Annotated in this window: 19 protein-coding genes, 1 tRNA gene and 2 pseudogenes; 15 read left to right on the top strand and 7 right to left on the bottom strand. The window is 70.0% G+C overall.

Features of this window, described 5'->3' with window-relative positions; translation table 11 throughout:
• Nucleotides 1-113: 113 nt before the first annotated feature.
• The gene (locus ACWCRA_RS24095; protein WP_351557990.1) at nucleotides 114-818 is read right to left on the bottom strand and encodes a DUF461 domain-containing protein; all 705 of its coding nucleotides are present in this window, start codon (nucleotides 816-818) and stop codon (nucleotides 114-116) included.
• Nucleotides 819-1,740: 922 nt separating this feature from the next.
• Here ACWCRA_RS24095 and ACWCRA_RS24090 point away from each other — a divergent pair.
• From ACWCRA_RS24090 to ACWCRA_RS24060, 7 genes are all read left to right on the top strand, one after another.
• On the top strand, nucleotides 1,741-2,223 hold the full coding sequence (locus tag ACWCRA_RS24090; protein ID WP_003953493.1) for a CarD family transcriptional regulator: 483 nt from the start codon (nucleotides 1,741-1,743) through the stop codon (nucleotides 2,221-2,223).
• 272 nt (nucleotides 2,224-2,495) lie between these two features.
• On the top strand, nucleotides 2,496-3,245 hold the full coding sequence (gene ispD / locus ACWCRA_RS24085) for a 2-C-methyl-D-erythritol 4-phosphate cytidylyltransferase (protein WP_451068557.1): 750 nt from the start codon (nucleotides 2,496-2,498) through the stop codon (nucleotides 3,243-3,245).
• Nucleotides 3,232-3,753, top strand: a complete 522-nt coding sequence (ispF, locus tag ACWCRA_RS24080) for a 2-C-methyl-D-erythritol 2,4-cyclodiphosphate synthase (protein ID WP_351557986.1) — start codon at nucleotides 3,232-3,234, stop codon at nucleotides 3,751-3,753. The genes ispD and ispF overlap by 14 nt, the downstream gene beginning before the upstream one ends.
• A 117-nt stretch (nucleotides 3,754-3,870) precedes the next feature.
• Nucleotides 3,871-4,275 (top strand): PPOX class F420-dependent oxidoreductase, encoded by a 405-nt coding sequence (locus ACWCRA_RS24075; protein WP_351557984.1) that lies wholly within the window; start codon nucleotides 3,871-3,873, stop codon nucleotides 4,273-4,275.
• Between the two features lie 171 nt (nucleotides 4,276-4,446).
• The gene (cysS, locus tag ACWCRA_RS24070; RefSeq protein ID WP_351557982.1) at nucleotides 4,447-5,847 is read left to right on the top strand and encodes a cysteine--tRNA ligase; all 1,401 of its coding nucleotides are present in this window, start codon (nucleotides 4,447-4,449) and stop codon (nucleotides 5,845-5,847) included.
• A gap of 85 nt (nucleotides 5,848-5,932) precedes the next feature.
• Complete coding sequence (rlmB, locus tag ACWCRA_RS24065; protein ID WP_351557980.1) at nucleotides 5,933-6,883, top strand: 23S rRNA (guanosine(2251)-2'-O)-methyltransferase RlmB; 951 nt, start codon at nucleotides 5,933-5,935, stop codon at nucleotides 6,881-6,883.
• A 217-nt stretch (nucleotides 6,884-7,100) separates the two neighbouring features.
• Nucleotides 7,101-8,774 carry a DoxX family membrane protein gene (locus ACWCRA_RS24060; protein WP_451068556.1) on the top strand — a complete coding sequence of 558 codons (1,674 nt, stop codon included), beginning with the start codon at nucleotides 7,101-7,103 and terminating at the stop codon, nucleotides 8,772-8,774.
• 653 nt (nucleotides 8,775-9,427) lie between these two features.
• Here ACWCRA_RS24060 and ACWCRA_RS24055 read toward each other — a convergent pair.
• The 3 genes from ACWCRA_RS24055 to ACWCRA_RS24045 form a co-directional block, all read right to left on the bottom strand.
• Nucleotides 9,428-10,150, bottom strand: a complete 723-nt coding sequence (locus ACWCRA_RS24055; RefSeq protein WP_351557976.1) for a nucleotidyltransferase family protein — start codon at nucleotides 10,148-10,150, stop codon at nucleotides 9,428-9,430.
• A gap of 38 nt (nucleotides 10,151-10,188) precedes the next feature.
• On the bottom strand, nucleotides 10,189-10,611 hold the full coding sequence (locus tag ACWCRA_RS24050) for a hypothetical protein (RefSeq protein WP_351557974.1): 423 nt from the start codon (nucleotides 10,609-10,611) through the stop codon (nucleotides 10,189-10,191).
• Nucleotides 10,612-10,805: 194 nt separating this feature from the next.
• The gene (locus ACWCRA_RS24045) at nucleotides 10,806-11,936 is read right to left on the bottom strand and encodes an ABC transporter ATP-binding protein (protein ID WP_351557972.1); all 1,131 of its coding nucleotides are present in this window, start codon (nucleotides 11,934-11,936) and stop codon (nucleotides 10,806-10,808) included.
• 177 nt (nucleotides 11,937-12,113) lie between these two features.
• On the opposite strand from ACWCRA_RS24045, the gene ACWCRA_RS24040 reads away from it, so the two are divergent.
• The 6 genes and pseudogenes from ACWCRA_RS24040 to ACWCRA_RS24015 all read left to right on the top strand — a co-directional run bounded on the left by ACWCRA_RS24040 (nucleotide 12,114) and on the right by ACWCRA_RS24015 (nucleotide 16,446).
• Nucleotides 12,114-12,187 (top strand) — tRNA-Thr (locus ACWCRA_RS24040).
• 341 nt (nucleotides 12,188-12,528) lie between these two features.
• A pseudogene (locus ACWCRA_RS24035) lies at nucleotides 12,529-13,158 on the top strand (transposase); the annotation flags it as partial.
• Between the two features lie 695 nt (nucleotides 13,159-13,853).
• Nucleotides 13,854-15,038, top strand: a complete 1,185-nt coding sequence (locus ACWCRA_RS24030) for a helix-turn-helix domain-containing protein (RefSeq protein WP_451068555.1) — start codon at nucleotides 13,854-13,856, stop codon at nucleotides 15,036-15,038.
• A 10-nt stretch (nucleotides 15,039-15,048) separates the two neighbouring features.
• Nucleotides 15,049-15,531 carry an NUDIX domain-containing protein gene (locus ACWCRA_RS24025; protein ID WP_451068554.1) on the top strand — a complete coding sequence of 161 codons (483 nt, stop codon included), beginning with the start codon at nucleotides 15,049-15,051 and terminating at the stop codon, nucleotides 15,529-15,531.
• 68 nt (nucleotides 15,532-15,599) lie between these two features.
• Nucleotides 15,600-15,992 (top strand): annotated as a pseudogene (locus ACWCRA_RS24020) (XRE family transcriptional regulator); the annotation flags it as partial.
• Nucleotides 15,979-16,446, top strand: a complete 468-nt coding sequence (locus ACWCRA_RS24015; RefSeq protein ID WP_451068553.1) for an NUDIX hydrolase — start codon at nucleotides 15,979-15,981, stop codon at nucleotides 16,444-16,446. The pseudogene ACWCRA_RS24020 and the gene ACWCRA_RS24015, both read left to right, overlap by 14 nt.
• Here the strand turns inward: ACWCRA_RS24015 and ACWCRA_RS24010 are convergent.
• Nucleotides 16,434-16,985 (bottom strand): HD domain-containing protein, encoded by a 552-nt coding sequence (locus ACWCRA_RS24010; RefSeq protein ID WP_451068552.1) that lies wholly within the window; start codon nucleotides 16,983-16,985, stop codon nucleotides 16,434-16,436. The two genes, ACWCRA_RS24015 and ACWCRA_RS24010, sit on opposite strands and share 13 nt — an antisense overlap.
• A gap of 361 nt (nucleotides 16,986-17,346) precedes the next feature.
• Nucleotides 17,347-18,402, bottom strand: coding sequence for a Dam family site-specific DNA-(adenine-N6)-methyltransferase (locus tag ACWCRA_RS24005; protein WP_351557994.1), 1,056 nt, complete (start codon nucleotides 18,400-18,402; stop codon nucleotides 17,347-17,349).
• Nucleotides 18,403-18,432: 30 nt separating this feature from the next.
• Between ACWCRA_RS24005 and ACWCRA_RS24000 the strand changes: the two genes are divergently transcribed.
• Nucleotides 18,433-18,666, top strand: a complete 234-nt coding sequence (locus tag ACWCRA_RS24000) for a helix-turn-helix domain-containing protein (RefSeq protein ID WP_351557970.1) — start codon at nucleotides 18,433-18,435, stop codon at nucleotides 18,664-18,666.
• Nucleotides 18,663-19,502 carry a DUF7687 domain-containing protein gene (locus ACWCRA_RS23995; protein ID WP_451068551.1) on the top strand — a complete coding sequence of 280 codons (840 nt, stop codon included), beginning with the start codon at nucleotides 18,663-18,665 and terminating at the stop codon, nucleotides 19,500-19,502. The genes ACWCRA_RS24000 and ACWCRA_RS23995 overlap by 4 nt, the downstream gene beginning before the upstream one ends.
• 109 nt (nucleotides 19,503-19,611) lie before the next feature.
• Here the strand turns inward: ACWCRA_RS23995 and ACWCRA_RS23990 are convergent, their stop codons facing one another.
• On the bottom strand, nucleotides 19,612-21,009 hold the full coding sequence (locus tag ACWCRA_RS23990) for an NAD(P)/FAD-dependent oxidoreductase (protein WP_451068550.1): 1,398 nt from the start codon (nucleotides 21,007-21,009) through the stop codon (nucleotides 19,612-19,614).
• Between the last annotated feature and the right edge of the window lie 86 nt (nucleotides 21,010-21,095).

The following is a 21,095-nucleotide window of genomic DNA, read 5'->3' as shown; positions in this document are numbered from 1 at the left end:
AGGCCCTGAACCAGGCCACCGTCGGCGACCTGGCCGACGGCTGGCTCGCCGCGCTGGACGCGCTCGCCGCCTGGGCGCGCCGCTGTCGCCGCCCGCCGTGCGGACGGCCCCGCTCAGCTCTCCGAGTCGGCGGACTCGGCCGGAGCCGACGGCTCGCCGGACTCCTCGCCCTCGGCGCCCGGGGCGCCGCTCCCGGGCGCCGACGGGGAGCCCGCGGGCGTGCCGGAGGGCTCGCCCGACGGGGTGGCCCGCTCCGCCGGCGGGGACGGCAGGGAGCTGGGGCCGAAGTCCTGGAAGCCGTCGCCCGTGGACGCCATCACGAACGCCTTGAGCGTCACGTCGCCGGTCTCGCTGAAGCGGAAGACCGTCTCCTGCACGCCGCCGATGTTCCCCGTCAGCGGGGTGCCATTGTCGATCACGGCGGAGGCGTTGTCCTTGCCGCCGATCACGATCGAGCCCTGCGCGGGCACGGTGACCGCGCCGGAGCCCTTCGCCGGGGTGAGCTTCACCGCTCCGGCGCCACCCGCGAGGGTGATCGACTCGATGGTCTGGTCCTTGGTGCCCGTGTTGAACACGGTCGCCGAGACGACCGCGGGACCCGTGTCGCCCTTCGCCGGCTGGGTGATCACATTCGCGTTCTGGACGCTGATCGTGTCGACCGTCGCCTCCGCGGTGTCCGGCTTGATGCCGAGGGACTGCGCGTTGTTGCCCGCGCCACAGGCGGTGAGGGCGGTGAACGACAGCGCGACGGCGGTCACGGCGAGGGCGCCGCGTCGAAGGCTGGGGGCGCCCCCGGACGGCGTATGGGGGAGGCTCACGGCGGCGGCATCTCCTTGGGCGTACGGACTGGCGGTTGACTGATCGGGCGAACCGGTGCAATGGCGGCCGGGTCCGCGTCAGTTCGCGATACCGTCCGAGATCACTTCAGTTCGCCGCCAGATTACAGAGCCGCCGCTCCGGGGTTGCACTCGACCCGCCCCTTGGTGCCACGGGTGCCCCGGGGGGCCCTCGCGCGGACGACCCCGGCCCTCCCCGTCACCGTTTCCCCGGCCCTCCCCGCCACCGTTTCCCCGGACCGCTTCCCGCGGCCGGGCGGAAGCGCTCCCGGCCGGCCCTCCCCGGCCCGGCCCGCGCACCCCGTCCCGTCCGGCCCCCGCCGCCTTCTCGCGGGCCCTCCCGCCGGCCGCCCCGGGAGTCTTCCTCCCAACGGGCTCCAGCACGCTCCCGCGGGTCTTCCTCCCGCGGGCTCCCGCAGGCTCCCGCAGGCTCCCGTGGGTCTTCCGGCCCCGAGTTGCGCGCCCCGAGTTACGCGCCGCCCGCGCGGGAGTTCCGGTACCGGCGTTTCCCGTGCCGATCGCATATCACCGTGATCAATTCCGCCCCCGGCGCGCATTCCCCCGAATAGCCGGTCACGCGTTCGTTGATCAATTCCGGATTCCCGGCGGCGGGGGTCCGTACGGGTGACCGACGGCCGAACGGAGTAGGCGAAGTTCACCGTCGAGAACCCGGCAAAACGGGACGTTCACCCATGTCTGAGGGGTTCAGGGGTGGTCTGAGCCGTCTGTTTCCCGCCCCCTGTGCAGCCGCTCCCACCTGCGAATACCCCCTTCCAGAAGTCCTCCGCAGCACGTTCCTGTTGCTGTTGTCAAGCCCCGAGATATGCCCTGACCTGCGAAAACGCCATTCAGAAGAAGCTGTATCCGTGTTACCCTGGATAGCCACGGAAGGGGTACCTGTCACATGACGTTCAAGGTTGGCGACACCGTGGTCTATCCCCATCACGGGGCCGCGCTGATCGAGGCCATCGAAACTCGCCAGATCAAAGGCGTGGACAAGACCTACTTGGTGCTCAAGGTCGCCCAGGGCGACCTGACGGTTCGTGTGCCGGCGGACAATGCGGAGTTCGTCGGTGTGCGCGATGTGGTCGGCCAGGACGGGCTCGACCGGGTCTTCGAGGTGCTGCGCGCGCCGTACGCCGAGGAGCCGACGAACTGGTCCCGCCGCTACAAGGCAAATCTTGAGAAGCTCGCGTCCGGCGATGTCATCAAGGTCGCCGAAGTCGTGCGCGACCTGTGGCGCCGTGAGCGTGAGCGTGGTCTTTCCGCAGGTGAGAAGCGGATGCTCGCCAAGGCTCGCCAGATCCTGGTGAGCGAGCTCGCCCTCGCGGAGAACACCAACGAAGACAAGGCCGAGGCTCTGCTCGACGAGGTCCTCGCGTCCTGACGCATGACGCACCAATGCCGCGGTGCCCGCTGACATGCCATGATCATCTTTGATCACGGGTCTGTCGCCGGGCGCTGCGGCATGTTCGTGTCCACTTCACGGGTGTTCCCACAGGTGTCCCCATCACCGCGGCACCGAAACGCCTGTGGTGTGCCGGGCCCGGGCGACTGGCGCAGACCAGAGTCACGGAAGGGTCCGTCAAGGCGTCGCGCCCGGCACGCTGTGGCCATACCCATGTCGGCCGAGGAAACAAACCTGCCGGAGTACAACCGATGACAGACGAATCGCCGACGCCCCGCACCGCGGCCGTGATCCCGGCCGCCGGCCGGGGTGTCCGGCTCGGTCCCGGAGCCCCCAAGGCGCTCCGCACGCTGAACGGCACTCCCATACTCGTCCACGCCGTACGCGCCATGGCGGCGTCCAACGCGGTCTCCCTCGTCGTGGTCGTCGCCCCACCGGACGACACCACCTCGGTGAAGACCCTCCTCACCGATCTCGTACTCCCCGACCGCACCGAGGTCGTCGTCGTCCCCGGCGGTGAGAACCGCCAGGAGTCGGTACGGCTCGGTCTCGACGCCCTCCCCGAGGACATCGGCACCGTCCTGGTCCACGACGCCGCCCGCCCCCTCGTGCCGGTCGACACCGTCGACGCCGTCATCGAGGCCGTACGCGAGGGAGCACCGGCGGTCGTCCCCGCGCTGCCGCTCGCGGACACCGTCAAGGAGGTCGGCCCCGCCCTGCGCGAGGGCGGCCCCCAGCCGGTCGTCGCCACCCCCGAGCGCGCCCGGCTGCGGGCTGTGCAGACCCCCCAGGGCTTCGACCGCGCCACCCTGCTCCGGGCCCACCGGGCCACCGCGGCGGAGGGCGAGGGCGCCACCGACTGCGCCGGCCTCGTCGAGCGGCTCGGTGAGCCCGTCGTGGTCGTGCCCGGCCACGAGGAGGCGTTCAAGGTGACCCGCCCGCTCGACCTCGTCCTCGCCGAGGCTGTACTCGCCCGCAGGAGGGCCAATGACGGATTCTGACCGCTTCCCGCCTCCCGTCGTGCTGCCCCTGGTCGGCATCGGCACCGACGTCCACGCCTTCGAGACGGGCCGCGAACTGTGGTGCGCGGGGCTGCTCTGGGAGGGCGAGGACGGGCTCGCCGGGCACTCCGACGGCGACGTCGCCGCCCACGCCGCCTGTGACGCGCTCTTCTCCGCCGCCGGCGTCGGCGATCTGGGCGCCCACTTCGGCACCGGCCGCCCGGAGTGGTCCGGAGCCTCCGGCGTCACCCTGCTGACCGAGGCCGCCCGGATCGTCCGCGCCGAGGGCTTCGAGATCGGCAATGTCGCCATCCAGGTCATCGGCGTCCGGCCGAAGATCGGCAAGCGGCGCGAGGAGGCCCAGAAGATCCTGGGCGCGGCCGTCGGCGCCCCGGTGTCGATATCCGGGACGACCACGGACGGGCTCGGCCTCACCGGCCGGGCCGAGGGGCTCGCCGCCATCGCCACCGCCCTGGTGCACCGGCGCGCCCCGGCGGCCTCCGGCTGAGCCGGACGGACGGGGGGAACGACCCCCGCAGGTGTGGTCCGCCGCCCCCGCGGGTTGGCGGACCACCGGATCGGTCAACGAATCAGTCCGCGCTCACCCAGCAGAAAGGCCGCCCCCATGACCGCCGCACTCTCGGACGAGCTCAAGGCGCTGCTCGACGCCCCCGTCTTCGTGAACATCGCGACCATCCAGCCCGACGGCAGCCCCCAGGTGTCACCGGTCTGGGTGAAGCGGGACGGCGACGACGTCCTCATCTCCACCACGGTCGGCCGCCGCAAGGAGCGGAACCTCCGCCGCGACCCCCGGGTGAGCGTGGTGGTCCAGCCCTTCGAGGCGCCCTACACCTACGCCGAGATCCGCGGCGAGGCCACGCTCACCACCGAGGGCGGCCAGGAACTCATCGACGAGCTGTCGCTCAAATACACCGGCAAGCGGTACGCGGAATTCAATCCGGCGGCCGGCCAGGACGACCCCCGTGTGGTCGTCCGGATCACCCCGCGCAAGGTCGTCGGCCGTATCTGAGTCCGCGTCCGGGGCTTCTCGGGGTCCGCCTTCCGCACCCGTGTCCGGGGCCTGTCCGGCCGGTCCGCCGATGTCAACCGATCACACAGCCTCTTTGTACGGGTGCACAAAGTTCGCCCCGCGATCCGCAAGGGTCGCGGGGCACCGCTATGGGGCCACTACCCTTGTTGCGTGACCATTCGCCTGTACGACACCAGCGCCCGGCAGATCCGTGACTTCACCCCGATCGTTCCGGGCTGTGTCTCGATCTACCTCTGTGGTGCGACCGTGCAGGCCGCCCCGCACATCGGGCACATCAGGTCGGGGCTGAACTTCGACATCATGCGCCGCTGGTTCGAGTACCGCGGCTACGACGTGACGTTCATCCGCAATGTCACCGACATCGACGACAAGATCATCTGGAAGTCGGCGGAGCAGAACCGCCCCTGGTGGTCCATCGGCTACACCAACGAGCGCGCCTTCAACGCGGGGTACGACGCCCTCGGCTGCCTCCCGCCCAGCTGTGAACCGCGCGCCACCGGCCACATCACCGAGATGGTCGAGATGATGCGCGGCCTCATCGAGCGCGGCCACGCCTACGAGGCCGACGGCAATGTCTACTTCGACGTCCGCTCGTTCCCCGGCTATCTCCAGCTCTCCAACCAGGACCTGGACGATCTGCGCCAGCCCTCGGGCGAGGGCGAGACGGGCAAGCGCGACCCGCGCGACTTCGCCATGTGGAAGGCGGTCAAGCCCGGCGAGCCGAGCTGGGAGACCCCCTGGGGCCGCGGCCGCCCCGGCTGGCACCTGGAGTGCTCCGCCATGGCGCACAAGTACCTCGGCGAGGCCTTCGACATCCACGGCGGCGGGCTCGATCTGATCTTCCCCCACCACGAGAACGAGATCGCGCAGGCCAAGGCCTTCGGCGACGAGTTCGCGCGGTACTGGGTGCACAACGCCTGGGTCACCATGAGCGGCGAGAAGATGTCCAAGTCGCTCGGCAACTCGGTGCTCGTCTCCGAGATGGTCAAGCACTGGAAGCCGATCGTCCTCCGCTACTACCTCGGCACCCCGCACTACCGCTCGATGATCGAGTACAGCGAGGAGGCGCTGCGCGAGGCCGAGTCCGCGTTCGCCCGGATCGCCGGCTTCATGCAGCGCGTCTGCGAGAAGGCGGGCGGGCCGGTCGAGGCCGCCGCCGAGGTGCCGCTCGCGTTCGCCGAGGCCATGGACGACGACCTCGGTGTCCCGCAGGCCCTCGCCGTCATCCACACCACCGTCCGCCAGGGCAATTCGGCGCTCGCCGCCGACGACAAGGAGTCCGCGGTGGCCCGCCTCGCCGAGGTGCGCGCCATGCTCGGGGTCCTCGGGCTCGACCCCTTCGACCCGCACTGGGCGGGTGACGCCGACGGCGGCGAGGATCTGCACGGCGCCGTCGACACGCTGGTGCGCCTGGTGCTCCAGCAGCGCGAGGCGGCCCGCGCCCGCAAGGACTGGGCCACGGCCGACGCCATCCGCGACCAGCTCCAGCAGTCCGGGCTGGTCATCGAGGACGGCCCCGAGGGCCCGCGCTGGACGCTCGGCCCCCGCTGAGCCAGGACGAATGTGCCGCCCGGCCGTCCGGGCGGCACACTGTCATACGTACACACATACGAGGATTCAGGAACAGGTAACAGTCATGGCCGGGAACAGCCAGCGCAGAAACCGCCGCACGTCCAACAAGAAGGGCGCGCAGGTCGGCAGCGGTGGCAAGCGGCGCCGCAGCCTTGAGGGCAAGGGTCCGACCCCGCCTGCCTCCGCCCGCAAGGGGCACGTCAAGAACCGCGTGGCCAACGCCAAGGCCCGGCAGACCACCCGCCGGCCCGTCGCCCGCCGAGGCGGCAAGGGCACGTCCGAGATGGTCGTCGGCCGCAACCCGGTCTTCGAGGCGCTGCGCGACGGGGTGCCCGCCACCACGCTCTTCGTCCAGCAGTACATCGACAACGACGAGCGGGTCCGCGAGGCCCTCCAGCTCGCCACCGGCCGGGGCAACATCCACATCATGGAGGCGCCCCGCCCCGAGCTGGACCGGATGACCAACGGCCTCAACCACCAGGGGCTCGTCCTCCAGGTCCCGCCGTACGAGTACGCGCACCCCGAGGACCTCGCCGCCTCCGCCGCCGACCACGGCGAGGCCCCGCTGATCGTCGCGCTCGACGGTGTGACCGACCCGCGGAACCTCGGTGCCGTCGTCCGCTCCGTCTCCGCCTTCGGCGGGCACGGCGTCGTCGTCCCCGAGCGCCGTGCCGCCGGCATGACCGCCGGCGCGTGGAAGACCTCCGCCGGCACCGCCGCGCGCACCCCGGTGGCCCGCGCCACCAATCTGACCCGCGCGCTGGAGGGCTACCAGAAGGCCGGTGTCACCGTCGTCGGCCTCGCGGCGGACGGCGACCACGAGGTCGGCGACCTGGAGGCGCTCGGCGGCCCGGTCGTCATCGTCGTCGGCAGCGAGGGCAAGGGGCTCTCCCGGCTCGTCGGCGAGACCTGTGACTACCTGGTCCGCATCCCGATGCCGGGCGGCGCGGAGTCGCTGAACGCCGGTGTCGCGGCCGGAGTGGTGCTGTACGAGGCGGCCAAGCGGCGCGCCTGACGCTCTCCGGGCCCCCGGCGCCGCCCTGCGGGGTCCCGGGGGCCCCGGGTTCTCCTCCGCGCGGGGGAGCGGGGGCGTGCGCGGGGGCTCAAGGGCGCGCGTACGGAAGGTTGACGCCGGGAGGGCACACCTCCTCCAACCCTCTCACCAGCCTTGACGGGTCTCGGACAGATAGGGCCCGTCGCGGCAGTGTCCAAACTCCATGTCACTCGGTTAGATGAGTGTGGACACCAGAACGCCCCGGCCCGGGTTCGATGATCAGCCTGCGCTGAGCATGATCAAGGTTGACTGCGACCCCGCGCAGGTCATCGTGAACCACGCCAGCTTCCGGGTGCAGCTCGCCCAGAGCCCGCGCCCCGCACGAGTGCTGTCGCAGACCGCTCGGATGCCCGCGGGCGCGTCGGTGGTGCGGCGGCGGGCGCCGGTCGTCTGGAGCGGGAGATCCGCGCCGGGGGACTCCGGCGCGACCGGTCTGCTCCAGGCCGTGCGGAACAACACCGTCACCGCCGGGCACGACGGCTACGACGGATACGACCCCGGGGGGTACGACACCGGTTCGACCCAGGTCATCCCCCGGGTCCAGGTCGCCGGGGGCACCGCGCCCGGCCCGGACGACACGGCGCGCACCCCGCTCGCCGCGCCCCCCGGACGGCCACTGCTGCCGCCGATGCGCCAGGCCGAGGGCGCCTACGACCACCACGACCACCACGACACGTACGCGCCGTACGACCACGAGCCCTACGACGACCAGCCGGACGACGAGGCCGGGGACGACCGCCCCCAGCGCCACGGCAACGACGTGGTGCGCCACGCCTACTACCCCGGCCGCCGGATGAACCTGGGCGTGGTGCTGCTGCCGCTGCGGGTCTTCCTCGGCTTCATCTCCATCTACGCGGGCATGGGCAAGCTCTGCGACCCCGTCTACTTCGACGGCGGCGAGCGCGGCTCCATGGTGAAGTGGCTCAACTCGCTCCACCCCTGGGCGCTCGCCGAGCCGCTGCGGGACTTCGCGCTCTCCCACCCGGTGGGGGCGGGGCTCACTGTCGCCTTCCTCCAGGTCGTGGTGGGTGTGCTCACCGTCCTCGGGCTGTGGCAGCGGGTCGCGGCCGTGGTGGGGGCGCTGCTGTCGGCGGCGCTGATCCTCACCGTGAGCTGGAAGACCGTGCCCGCCTATGACGCCCCCGACATCATCTATCTGGCCGCCTGGTCGCCGCTGATCATCGCGGGCGCCCCCGTCTACTCCATCGACGGACGGCTCGCGGGGGAGGCGTGGCGCACCCTGGGCCCGCGTTCGGAGCTGTGGGAGCTGCGGCAGCGGGTGCTGCGGCGCGGGGCGGTCGTCACCGCGGTGGTCGTCGGTCTGACCCTGCTGATCGGCTCGATGCTCGGAGGCGCGGTGCGCTCCACGGACATGGTGACGGTGCCGGGGCCCAACCAGGACCCGACCAACCACCTTCCCGGCTCGCCGCTGCCCCAGGACAGGCCGTCGGGCACGAGCAGCTCCCCGGGGCCCGGGGACGCCAAGGACAAGAAGCACAAGCCGTCGCCCTCGGCGAGCCAGTCGGGCACCCCGGTGCGGGAGCGGTCGGCACCGCCGTCCACCTCGGGCGCCGTGGCCCCGGAGACGGCCTCCACGGGCGCCGGACGCCCCAGCGAGTCCCAGGGCACCACCGGCGCGGGGCAGCAGTCCCCGACCCGCTCCGAGCCGGCCCAGCAGCAACAGCAGCAGCCCGCTACCGGCACCGCCCCGACCACGGGCGGCGGCACGGGCAGCGGCGGGACCGGGAGCGCGCCGGGGAGCAGCCCCGACAACTCCGGCTCCACCGGAGGGGGATCGAGCAGCGGGGGCACCACGTCGGACGGCAAGGTCATCGGCGGCCTCCTCGGCTGAGACCCACCCGGGAGAGCCACGGGGGTGGCCCCGCGCTCCGGGCGGCCCGCCGGCTGCCCGGAGCGCGGGGCTGTCCTGTGTCGCCGGGTGGGCAGGGGCCTTGTCGTGCGGGGTCTTCCCGCCTCGGGCTTCCGCGGGTGCGGGGTCCGTCCTCAAACGCCGGACGGGCTGGGTGGTTCGGGCTTCGGTGGTTCGGCCTCTGGGCGGGGGTCGCCCTTCGGACTGGGGGCGGCCTTGGGGTTGGCCGGCCGGGTGGCCGGCCGGCCGGGTTGGGGCCGGTCGAGCGGTCCGAGCCACGGAATCCGCCCCGGCCGCGGTTCGAGGCACGGAGCGGGAGATCCGCCGCCCCACCGGTGGATGGGGCGCCCGTACGCGGTCCCGCGAACGGCCGGGGGCGGTGACCCGGCTCCCGGCCCCCGGCCCGGTCGGCGTTCGAGGCGTACGCCCCAGCCCCGCCGGTGTCCGACGGCGCTCCCATCCCCGCTGGTGTCCGGAGGGCGCTCTCGGCAGCCCGGACGCGATGGCGATGGAGCCCGACCCAGCCCGTCGGCGTCGCAGGCGCGGGGGTTCGGGGCCGGCCCGACGAACGAAGGCGCTGTGGGACCCGGAGACCCGGAGACCCAGGGGCCTAGAGGGCGCGGGCGGCCAGGGGTCTAGAGGGCGCGGGCGGACAGCTCCTTCGCCGCCTCGGTCAGATCCTTCGCGGTGTCGATCGCCCGCCAGTACGCCCCGTTCGGCAGCGGGAACCCGGCCAGTTTCCGTTCCCTCGCCAACCCCGGGAACGTCGTCCGCTCGTGGTCCCCGCGCTCGGGCAGCAACCCCGCGAAGGCGGCCGAGAACACATACACGCCCGCGTTGATCAGATAGGGCGACGGCGGCGACTCGATGAAGTCGGTGATGTGCCCGAAGGCATCGGTCTCCACGGCCCCCCAGGGAATCCTGGGCCGGGCCAGCGCGAGCGTCGCTACGGCGTCCCGCTCGGCGTGGAAGGCCGCCATCTCACGCAGGGAGAAACGGGTCCAGATGTCCCCGTTGGTGGCGTACCAGGGCAGTTCCGGCCGCGGCAGCCGGGCCGCGGCGTACTTCAGTCCGCCGCCCCGTCCGAGCGGCTCCGTCTCGACGACGGTGGTCACGCGCAGCGGCAGTGCGGTGCTCTCCAGCCACTCCTGGAGCACCTCCGCGAGATGGCCGCAGGAGACGACGGCGTCCGTCACGCCCTCCGATGCGAGCCAGGACAGCTGATGGCCGATGATCGGGGTCCCGGTTCCCGGGATCTCGACCATCGGCTTGGGGCGGTCGTCCGTGTAGGGGCGCAGCCGCGAGCCCTGGCCGCCCGCCAGGACCACGGCCTGCGTCGGATACGTAGGCGTATGCATGCCGTGAACGATAGGTGCCGCGGCTCTCGGCGGGCGCGTCAGCTCCCCTGGGTCTGCTGGGCCACCCCGGCGGCGAAGGAGGTGTCGCAGACGGGCTTGGAGTACACCTGGGCGCGGGTGGGCCCGAGGCGGTCGACGGCGGCACGGCCGAGGGCGCGGGCGATCGACATGCAGTGCTTGGCGAGCGAGGGACGTGCCTCCACCTCGCGCTGGAGCCGGGTGAGGGCGGTCCCGGGGTTCTTCTCCTGGAGTTCGGTCAGGAGACGGTCGCGCAGGATGTCCTGCGGGGCTCGTGACTTCGCGCGTACGGAGACGTTCTGGGAGGAGGCGGTGAGCATCTGCGACTCGCCGGTCTGCCCGGCCCACGGGACGCTGGTGACCGCGAGGGTTCCGGAGAGCACCAGGACGACGGGCAGAACGAGGGCGAGAGTGCGGCCGATTCGGCGTGCTGTGTGGGTCACGCGAGCGAGCGTAGCGGCCGGTGATGATTTGGCGACATTTAGTCACTCACGTGGGGGACGGTTCGAGGGGTGCTTTCGAATCCCGTGTTGACGGCGGAAGTCGAAATGACCGTAGTGGTGGTTTATTTCACCGGGGTACGCGGAACGGCCCCGCGGAGTCCGCGGGGCCGCTACGGCGGTGTGGGGTTGGTGCGTCAGTCGGTGAGGCGCTCGCCCGTGGAGGTGGCGAAGACATGCAGCTCGTCCGGGCGGGGCACGACGTGCAGCGTGGCGCCCTTCTCCGGCACGGAGCGGCCGCCGACGCGCACGACGAGCTCCTTCTCCTCGCCGCTGACCTCGGACGAGCCGTACACGAAGCCGTCGGAGCCCAGCTCCTCCACGACGTTGACCAGGACGGCGAGGCCGGCCGGGGCGTCCTTGGAGTCCTTGGAGAGCGACGCGGCTCCGCCGTGCTCGACCACGTCGAAGTGCTCGGGGCGGATGCCGACGGTGACCGTGGTGTCACCGCGGTCGGCGGCGGCGCTCAGGGCCTCCCGGGAGACCGGGACGACGCTGTTGCCGAACTTCACGCCGCCGTCGGTGATCGGGACCTCGACCAGGTTCATCGCGGGGGAGCCGATGAAGCCGGCGACGAAGAGGTTCGCCGGGCGGTCGTACATGTTCCGCGGCGAGTCGACCTGCTGGAGCAGCCCGTCCTTGAGGACCGCGACCCGGTCGCCCATGGTGAGCGCCTCGGTCTGGTCGTGGGTGACGTAGACGGTGGTGATGCCGAGCCGGCGCTGGAGCGAGGCGATCTGCGTACGGGTGGAGACACGCAGCTTGGCGTCCAGGTTGGAGAGCGGCTCGTCCATGAGGAAGACCTGCGGCTCCCGGACGATGGCCCGCCCCATCGCCACCCGCTGCCGCTGACCACCGGAGAGCGCCTTCGGCTTGCGGTCCAGGTACGGGGTGAGGTCGAGGATCTTCGCGGCCTCTTCGACCTTCTTGCGGATCTCGCTCTTGTTGACGCCGGCGATCTTGAGCGCGAAGCCCATGTTGTCGGCGACGCTCATGTGCGGGTAGAGCGCGTAGTTCTGGAACACCATGGCGATGTCCCGGTCCTTGGGCGGCAGATGAGTGACATCGCGCTCACCGATGCGGATGGCACCGCCGTTGACGTCCTCGAGCCCGGCGAGCATGCGCAGGGAGGTGGACTTGCCACAGCCGGAGGGCCCGACGAGGACGAGGAACTCGCCGTCCTCGATCTCGATCTCCAGCTGGTCGACGGCGGGCTTCTCGGTGCCCGGGTAGATCCGGGTCGCCTTGTCGAAAGTGACGGTAGCCATGAGCGTATGTCCCTCCACCGGCAGGAACGTGCCGGACGATCCGAGTAAAGGATTGGTGTAGTCCACCTGTGTGGACTGGTGGTGACGCTACCTGGCGTTTTCTGTTCTGTCAGTAACAGGAAGGGAACGAGATTCCCGGCCGGGGCGGGGCGGGGTTTTGGTTACACTGCTACGGCTGCCTCCTTAGCTCAGCTGGCCAGAGCAACGCACTTGTAATGCGTAGGTCGTCGGTTCGAATCCGACAGGGGGCTCGATAAAAGGCCAGGTCGCATAGCCCGTGACCTGGCCTTTCCTTGTTTGTGGGGCGGGGCTCCGCAGACGGTGGGGACGCCGCGAGATGGCTTGCGTGAGCGATGCGTGAGCGGACCGCCTGCCGGTCTAGCGGTCGCGCTTCTTCCGCTTGTCCTTCTTCTTGCCCTTGCGCCTGGCCTTGCCGGCCTCTCGGCGTCGGACTTCCGCCGGAGCGGGACGAGTCAGGCGGTGGCCTCGGCGGCGTTCTTGCCGACCTGGGGCAGGACGCTCTGGTAGATGTCGCGCGTGATCCGGGTGTCGCTGTGGCCGAGGGTGTCGGAGACGATCTTCACGTCCACGCCGGCGGTTCCACAAGTCCATGACGCTGTCGGGGATCTCGCAGATGCTGCGGAGACACGGCTGGAGCCACCAGGGTCCGGCCCGTCGTGCCGTCGAGCGTGACGAGGCAGCGGTGGCCGGCTGGGTGAAGGAGGTGTGGCCTCGCTTGGAACCATCGCGGCGGCGCTCGGGGCCTGGATCGTCTTCGAGGACGAGGCCGGGTTCTCGATGACGCCGCCGACCTCCCGCACGTGGGGCAGGCGCGGATCGACCCCGGTCATCCGGGTCCGGGGCCGTTCCCAGCGTCGCTCTCCTCATCGCCGCCCACCAGCAGCTCGACGGACCCATCGTCCTCATAGGGGACAACCTGAACGTCCACGAAGACCGCCGCATGCGGGCCTTCATTGAGGCACAGGACTGGATCACCTCCTACCACCTGCCGCCTTGCGCACCCGACCTCAACCCCGTCGAAGGCATCTGGTCGGTACTCCGCCGGACCAGCCAGGCCAACACCGCCTTCACCGACCCCGGCCACCTCATCCGTCGGCTACGGCACGGCCTCCGCCAGATCCAATACCGCAGCGACATCATCGACGGATGCCTCACCGCGACCTGCCTCACACTGACGACACCACGCCTACAACTTCAGTAGTGCATCCCTGCGCCGGTCGTATGACAGCACGCACCGCCGACAGCGTGTAAGGGGTTGATCGCCTGGAGTGATGAGTTTCGGTCGGAAGAACCCCACACCTCATCCGTTGCTCGTTGTTCGACCTGCGTGTTTACGGCTCGACCTATCAGCTTCAGCCGCTGCGAGGCTTGGGGCGAGAACGAGCGCTGCACACAACTGCTATGCCGCCAGGGCCGAGCGCGTCGCCTCCCCCTCTCCCTCGATGACGCGAGCGATCTCCGGCCATGGAGTACGCAAGGCGTCGAAGAGCGACCAGTAGTCGTAGGCAGCTCGAACCATGGCGCTGACGCCAAGGCGGGTGGCTTCGGGATCGATGGCGCCTATGACGCGCCGTGTGATTCCGCCTGCACTCCGAGCTGCTGGGGCGATCCCGTGGCCGAGCAGGAGCGTGGCGGTACGGAGGGCATCCAGCGTCGGTGGTGGCGCCATCTGTGCGAAGCGCCCAAAGATCAGGGGTTGCCAGCTCGCCCTGGTACGCGCCCAGGCCAGGCGTTCCAGCCCAGTGCCGAGGTCAACGGCCAGCCGGTCCGGGTGATCCGTGTTCCACAGGAGGACGATGTCGCCGAGAGTGAGGTCCAGGTGGCGGAAGCGCAGTGTGATGCCTTCGACCTGTCGTCGGCGCCACGGGGCGAGCGTTCCGTAGATGCTCAGGTGCCGTGCGTGGAAGCCGAGGTGGGAAAGGACGGTCAGCCAACGGCCTTGTCGGCCGGACGACGGACTGGCTGAGCAAGGCGGAGAACAACAGGATCGAGCTTGATCGCCTTTCGGTGATCACCTCACTCGCCGACGCGCTCGACATCTCCCTCGGAGACCTGCTTGCCGAGCCGACCCTGATGGAGTGGTCGGCCGACAGCGGGCGCCGGACCGTCCCTGCGCTGCGCGAAACACTCATGGACTACAAGCAGCTCACCCCTTTACTGAGCCTCGCAGCCGACGATGAGCCACCCGTCTTGCAGGACCTTCGAGGTAACGTGCGCGATGTGCTCGATGCCTACCAGGCGTCTCGGTACGGCTTTGCAACCCGCCGTCTTCCCCTTGTCCTAGCCGATGCCCTCGCAGCATCCCGCGCCTACTCGGGGCACGAGGCGGAGGAAGCCCACGAGCTGCTGGCCCTCGCCTACCACGGCGCGGCCATGGTGCTGGGCAAGCTGGGAGAGCCCGAGCTGGCATGGATCGCAGCGGACCGTGGTCTGGCAGCAGCGCAGTCCAGCGGCCGCAGCGAGGTCACGGGATCGCTCTTCCGAGCAGTCACGCACTGCCTCCTGGCCACCGGGCGCTTCACAGCCGCGGTCCAACTGGTGAACGACGCGGCAGCCGTCATGCAGCCAGAGTTGGGCGACGCCAATAACGAGTACCTTTCGGTGTACGGCACGCTGTTCCTCGCCGGCGCGATGGCCGCCGCGCGGGCAGAGGACCGGGCGACCACGCAGACCTTCCTCCGCGAAGCCGACGAGGCCGCGCAACGACTCGGCACCGACGCCAATCACATGTGGACGGCCTTCGGCCCGACCAACGTGGCTATCCACTGCGTGGCCACCGCCGGCGAACTGGGCGACATCCAGATCGCCGCAGATCTGGGCTCACGAATCGACACGACCGCCCTGCCTGTGGAGCGGCGCGTACGACACAGTCTCGAAGTCGCCAGGGCCCTGAGCTCCTGGAACCGCACCGACGAAGCTCTGGCCGTCTTGCTGGACGCCGAACAGGCCGCGCCCGAGCAGGTGCGCCACCACTACCTGAGTCGGGAATTGGTCATCGGCTGGATACGTGGCACCAGGGGCCGGCCTTCCCATCCCGTGGCAGATCTGGCCCGCAGACTGGGCGTCGTCGCCGGCAGCTAAAGTCCGAACCGTGAGCGAGAACGAGCACGAAGCGAAGATGGCCCGCCCCCGTATGGCAGCCGGCGCTCTCTTCTTCGATGAATCCGATCGGGTCCTCCTGGTCGAGCCTTCCTACAAGGACTATCGCGACATCCCAGGGGGCTACGTAGAAGAAGGAGAGTCACCTCGGCAAGCCTGTGTACGCGAGGTCCAGGAGGAGCTCGGCATCGCACCGCACATCGGCCGCCTTCTCGCCGTTGACTGGGCGCCGAACCAGGGAGAGGGCGACAAGGTCCTCTACCTCTTTGATGGCGGTCGTCTGAGCGTTGAGCATAGGAGCCAGATCGCACTGCAAGCGGACGAGCTCCGCGGCTACGACTTCCACAATCCCGACCAAGTGCCCGAGCTCACCATCCCCCGACTCGCACGTCGAATCGCAGCGGCCATCCAGGCCCGAACAAGCGGTCTGACCGCCTACCTCGAACACGGCCAGCCGCCGGATGCAGGAATCTGACCGCTCCCCTTCTTGGCCACGGGGAACGGGAAGCACGGCACGTTCTGCTGGGACGGGGCACGGGGACGTCCGGGGACGGGGTCCGGGTACGCCTCTGTTTCGGTGACCCCGCCGGCACGGCGGTCGGCATCCGGGGCCGGGAGGAAGGCATCGACGACACCCTGTCCGCCAAGATCCGCGCCTCTCTCACCTACTACCGCTCTCTTCTCTCCGAGACAGGGTGCGAGGTGCGGCTGCACGACACGACGCTCTACACCTCCATGTTCCGCTACGACGACGACCTGCTGATCAACCCGCACGTCTGGGGCCGGCCGGCCAGCGCCAACCCGCTTCTCCACCTCAGAAGGGCTGACGCCGCTGGGTGGTTCGACACCTACGCTCAGAGTTTCGACGCTGTCTGGGCCGCCGCGCGGCCCTGGACACCCGACCAGGAGGGGACCGCCACACGTGGGCAGAACTGAGTACTACAACGAGCCCACCGCCCCGAAGGCGAACACCCTCATCCCCGCCAGCAACCTCCTGGTCGTCGACGACCAGGGCGCCATCCTGCTCCAGCGCCGCCGCGACAACGGTCAGTGGGCCCTGCCCGGCGGAGCCCAGGACATCGGCGAGACAGCGGCACAGTGCGCGGTACGGGAATGTCTGGAGGAGACCGGCATCGTCGCCGAGGTCACCGGCTTCCTCGGCGTCTACACCAACCCGCACCACATCGTCGCCTACACCGACGGTGAGATCCGCCAGCAGTACGAGAACACCTACATCGGCCGCCCGGTCGGCGGCGAGCCCACGATCAACGACGAGGCCGACGGCGTCCGCTTCATCCAGCCGGACGATCTCGACGCGTACGACATCCACCCGAGCATGCGCCAGCAGATCGGTGACTACCTGGCGGGCACGTATCCCTACCTGGGCTGACTCGCCAGGGCTGCTTCCACCCGCTCCACAGCAGCGAAGATCTCCGGTGCCGCCCGACCGATGAACCGCCCGACGAGGCTGTCCGTCCCGTAGCGGCCCAGGATTTCCGCTACCCGCTCCTGGGCGGTGGTCTGTTCCCCGTCGGGTGTGGTCGTCATGTCGCAGTACACGAGCGCATCCACCACCAGGGGCTCCTCCAGCAAGGGGAACTCCGCCTCCAGCGTCTTCCGCAGTCCGCGCTCCTCGGCCTCCAGCAGCGCGAAGGAGTGGTTCGCCACCAACCGGACCAGCCGCTCGTCAGCACCGTGCTGGTCACGGAGGAACCGGGCGCCGTCGAGTGGATGGAAACCCGTCGCGGCCAGCCGGGGCGCATACCCGATGTCATGCAGCGTGGCGGCAGCCTTCAGCAGATTGGCGTCCTTCCCCAGAACGTATCCGAGCTCGGCCGCCCGAGCCGCGACCCCCTGACTGTGTGACCACCGCCGCGGGAGCGTAGCGCTGAGCTCCACCTCTCCCAATCGAAGTGACCAGTTCACCATCGATCTGTCCATGGTGTGGGGCCTGCCCAGGGGGTGCTGCGGTCAGTCCACACGTTCCACGTTGAGATCGGCGGCCACCACCATGCCAAGTACCCCATGGTTGGCGTCCTGCCTGACACAGAGCGTGCGGCGCTGCTCGTCGAACTGGCGGAGCAGGCGGGGTGTGGAGTCGGCCAGAAATGGGGCCGCTGGTATCTGTACGCCAAGTCGGTGACCGCTCTTCACGCTCTGGGCCGCGATCCGTCCTGGAGCACCGAGAAGCCTTTGACGCCTACCGCAACCGGCCTGGGCTGAAGGTCTTGAAGAGGAGCTTGCGCGCATCGGCCACTGCTGAGGGCAGGCCGGGTTCCCGGCGGCGGCTTCACCCCGAGCCGGTGGTCACAGGGTTCGCGGCGTGCCAGGCGGCCATGATCTCCGGGCGGATTCGGCCGCGCGCGGGGACGTCGAGACCGGCCCGGCGGGCCCATGCCCGTACCTCCGAGGCCGCAGGGGCGGTTTCTCCGCCCCGGAGCGTGAACAGCGCCGGGTCCTCGCGCTTCTGTGCTCGCGGTGGGCCGGCGGGTGGCATCGTCTGTCCGGGGAGGTCGCAGGGGTAGCTGGTGAAGACCAGATCCCAGCTGCCGCGGCTCTTCGACTGGAGATTGATGTCCCGCCGTGTGGCCATGCGCGCCACTCGGAAGTCCGAGAAGATCTCACGGGCCAGCGGGGTGTCGCTGTTGGTCATGGCCACGTGCACACCGCGGGCACTGGCTTCGCGCATGGCGGCGGCCAGTCGGCGCTGGTCGTCCTCTCCGAACTGGCCGGCTGTGTATCGCTTGAAGTCCGAGAACTGGCTCAGCGGGATATAGGGCGGGTCCAGATATATCCAGTCACCGGGCTGTGCATCCTTGACGGCCGCTTCGAAGTCGCGGTGCCGGATGTCGGCGTTCCGGAGGGCGGCGGAAGCGGCAAGGAGTGTCGACCGGTTGTAGTAGGGGCGGTCGTACTCGCCGTACGGGACATTGAATCCCCCTTTCCGGTTCACTCGCCATAGGCCGCGGAATCCTGTCTTGTTGAGATAGATGACCCGGGCCGCCCGGGCGCAGTCCGACAGGCTTTCAGCGGCTTTCGATCGTTCCGCGTTGTAGAACTCGCGATTGTTGGGCATGTCGTCCAACAGGGCCATGATTTTCTCGGGGTCCTCGGCCACCTGTTGAAAGCAGATCACCAGTTCAGGATTTGCATCGGAGAGTGACGCGTCCGGGTGCCCCAGTTCGAAGAAGAGCGCCGCACTCCCCATGAACGGCTCGATGTATCGACCATACGAGGGTGGGGCAATCGCGGCCAGCTGATCGGCATACCTGGTCTTGCCGCCGGCCCACTTGAGGAACGACTTGCCTTCACCCTGCTGATTGCTACTCATCGTCTGTAGACCCATCGTCGTCACGACGGGCATTCTACAGGTTTTGTGGATGATCGCGTGGTCTTGATCAGGTTCGGCTTGCGAGTGAGGGAACTCCGCGAAGCGAAGGGATTGTCGCAAGAAGGGCTCGCCGAGTTGGTGCCCCTGCACCGCACATATGTCGGAAGCGTGGAGCGCGGCGAGCGGAATATCGGACTCGTCAATATCCACCGGCTTGCGCGCGCTCTCGGTGTGGCCCCGTCGGAGCTGCTGGCGGAGAGCGGGAGCGGGGGAAAGTGAAGCGTGAAACCGGGTTCGCCGAAGCCCGCTGGGACGACCCCTTCTGGAATGTTGTGCGCATGTTGGCCGATCAGTCGATCGCGCAGCGCGGCAGATACGCATCGGCTATCGATCCCCATGAAATCATTTCGGTGCTCCAGGCGTCCGGCACGCCGGCTGCTCATGGTCTGGTCGGTTATCTGAGGAATCATGACGATGTTCTGGAACGCCTCTCGGATTACTGGTGGAAGCGACGGGAGGTCTCCGACCGGATTCTGAACCTCATGCGCACCGAGGAGGAGGCCAAGGCCGACTACGCCGGGATATCCGACCAGGTGTTGCAGAGTTACGGGGTGCGGCTGGAGGGTTATCACACATCCTCCAAGGTTCTCGTCAATACGGTGGACGCCCTGGTCCGGCTGGAGAGCGAGAGAAGCGGTGTCCCGGTGGACACGAACCCTCAGAGCAGGGCGGCGCTGATTTCCGACCAGCACATATGGGTGTCGCCCCGGCGTCTGGACGGGGCGATACCCGACCTGTTGAACCCCGTTGCCATCTGGGAGATCAAGGAGTACTGGGGGAAGACGGGCGGTGGGTCGAAGATGTCGGACGCGATCTACGAACTGCAACTCGTGGGACTCGAACTCCGCATGTTCGAGGAAAAGTTCGGCATCCATGTCAACCACTACGCCATCGTCGACGGCAGGGACCAGTGGAGCAGCAGGAAGTCGGATATCCGCCGCGCGGTTGACCTGCTCTACTCCGGCATCCTGGATGAACTGGTCGTCGGTGAAGAGGTTCTCACCAGGTGGCCGGAGATCGTCGCGGAGTGCAACGCGCTCGCGGGTTCCCCGTAGAGGCAGCCGGACGCGGCCGGCGGCCGGCTCCCGCAGGCCGGTTCACCGCGGCGGGGGCCGGCAGTGGAGCCTCCGCGTCCCGGGCCGGCACCGTGCGGGAGCCCCGGGGTCAGTGGCGGCCCGACACCCGGTCCGCGAGGCGGGCCGCGCGGGCGGTCTCCGTCGTACGGGCCAGGGACTCGTGCCGGTCCGCGGCCCGGTAGGCCGCGTACATCGCCTGGACGCCCAGCCAGCGCAGCGGCTCCGGCTCCCAGGCGCGGACCTTGTGGTTGACCCAGGGGAGGCCCGTCAGGGCGGTGGCGCCGCCCTGGCCGGAGTCCTGCTGGATCAGGTCGCGCAGGGTGCGGGCGGCGAGATTGGCGGTGGCCACGCCCGAACCGACGTAACCGCCCGCCCAGCCCAGGCCGGTGGAGCGGTCGAGGGTGACCGTGGCGCACCAGTCGCGGGGGACGCCGAGCACGCCCGACCAGGCGTGGTCGATCCGCACCCCGGCCGTGGTCGGGAAGAGCCGGACCAGCATCTCGCGCAGCGCCTCGACGGTGGCCTGCCGGGTGCGGCCGTCGTTGTCGGTGCGCGAGCCGTAGCGGTAGGGGGCGCCCCGGCCGCCGAGGGCGATCCGGTCGTCGGCGGTGCGCTGGGCGTAGACATAGGCGTGCGCCAGATCGCCGAGGGTCTCGCGGCCGTCCCAGCCGATCGTCTCCCACAGCGACGGCGGCAGCGGCTCGGTGGCGATCATCGAGGAGTTCATCGGGAGCCAGGTGCGGCGCAGCCCCTTCAGCCCCGCCGTGAACCCTTCGGTGCAGCGCAGCACATAGGGCGCGCGGACCGTGCCGTACGGGGTGTCCGCGTGCTGGGGCCGGATGGCGGTGACCGGGGTCGACTCGTGGAGGGTGACCCCGAGGCGCTCCACGGCATCGGCGAGGCCCCGCACCAGCCGCGCCGGGTGCAGCCGGGCGCCGTGCGGGGTCCAGGTGGAGGCGACGGCGCCGGCGACCCGGACGCGTTCGGCGGTCTCGCGGGCCCCGTGCAGGGTGCGGTCCGTCTCGCCGAAGGCCAGCTCGGCGGCGTGGAACTCCCGCAGCCGGGCCGCCTGGGCGGGGGAGCGGGCCACTTCGAGGACGCCACCGGGGTGGATGTCCGCGTCGATCCCCTCATCGGCGGCAACCCGGATCACCTCCGCCACGGTGTCGTTCATCGCCCGCTGGAGCCGGACGGCGGCGTCGTGCCCGTGCAGCCGGGCGTACCGGTCGCGCCCGGCGATGCCGTTGTAGAGCCAGCCGCCGTTGCGCCCGGAGGCCCCGTAGCCGCAGAACTTCGCCTCCAGGACGGTGATGTTGAGGAAGGGGACGGCCTTCTTCAGGTAGTACGCCGTCCACAGCCCGGTGTATCCGCCGCCCACGACGCAGACATCGGCCGTGGTGTCGCCGGGCAGCGGCTCGCGGGGGACGGGGAATCCGTCCCGTGCGTACCAGAACGAAATGCCGCCGTTGACGGTGCTCCTGGTCATGGTGTCCCTGCTGCTCGGCGCCGCGTGTGCGACGACTGTACGCAAGGGGGCCGGGGCCGGAGAACGGTGGGAGCGGACCTCGCGCC

Source organism: Streptomyces sp. NPDC001889, from assembly GCF_053594535.1.
This window is presented reverse-complemented; position numbering and strand designations above follow the sequence as displayed.

Coding starts and splice junctions, on each gene's coding strand:
- ACWCRA_RS24090 (WP_003953493.1), top strand. CDS start 1,741: ATGACGTTCAAGGTTGGCGACACCGTGGTCTATCCCCATCACGGGGCC.
- ispD (WP_451068557.1), top strand. CDS start 2,496: ATGACAGACGAATCGCCGACGCCCCGCACCGCGGCCGTGATCCCGGCC.
- ispF (WP_351557986.1), top strand. CDS start 3,232: ATGACGGATTCTGACCGCTTCCCGCCTCCCGTCGTGCTGCCCCTGGTC.
- ACWCRA_RS24075 (WP_351557984.1), top strand. CDS start 3,871: ATGACCGCCGCACTCTCGGACGAGCTCAAGGCGCTGCTCGACGCCCCC.
- rlmB (WP_351557980.1), top strand. CDS start 5,933: ATGGCCGGGAACAGCCAGCGCAGAAACCGCCGCACGTCCAACAAGAAG.
- ACWCRA_RS24060 (WP_451068556.1), top strand. CDS start 7,101: ATGAGTGTGGACACCAGAACGCCCCGGCCCGGGTTCGATGATCAGCCT.
- ACWCRA_RS24055 (WP_351557976.1), bottom strand. CDS start 10,150: ATGCATACGCCTACGTATCCGACGCAGGCCGTGGTCCTGGCGGGCGGC.
- ACWCRA_RS24045 (WP_351557972.1), bottom strand. CDS start 11,936: ATGGCTACCGTCACTTTCGACAAGGCGACCCGGATCTACCCGGGCACC.
- ACWCRA_RS24010 (WP_451068552.1), bottom strand. CDS start 16,985: ATGGTGAACTGGTCACTTCGATTGGGAGAGGTGGAGCTCAGCGCTACG.
- ACWCRA_RS24005 (WP_351557994.1), bottom strand. CDS start 18,402: ATGGGTCTACAGACGATGAGTAGCAATCAGCAGGGTGAAGGCAAGTCG.
- ACWCRA_RS23990 (WP_451068550.1), bottom strand. CDS start 21,009: ATGACCAGGAGCACCGTCAACGGCGGCATTTCGTTCTGGTACGCACGG.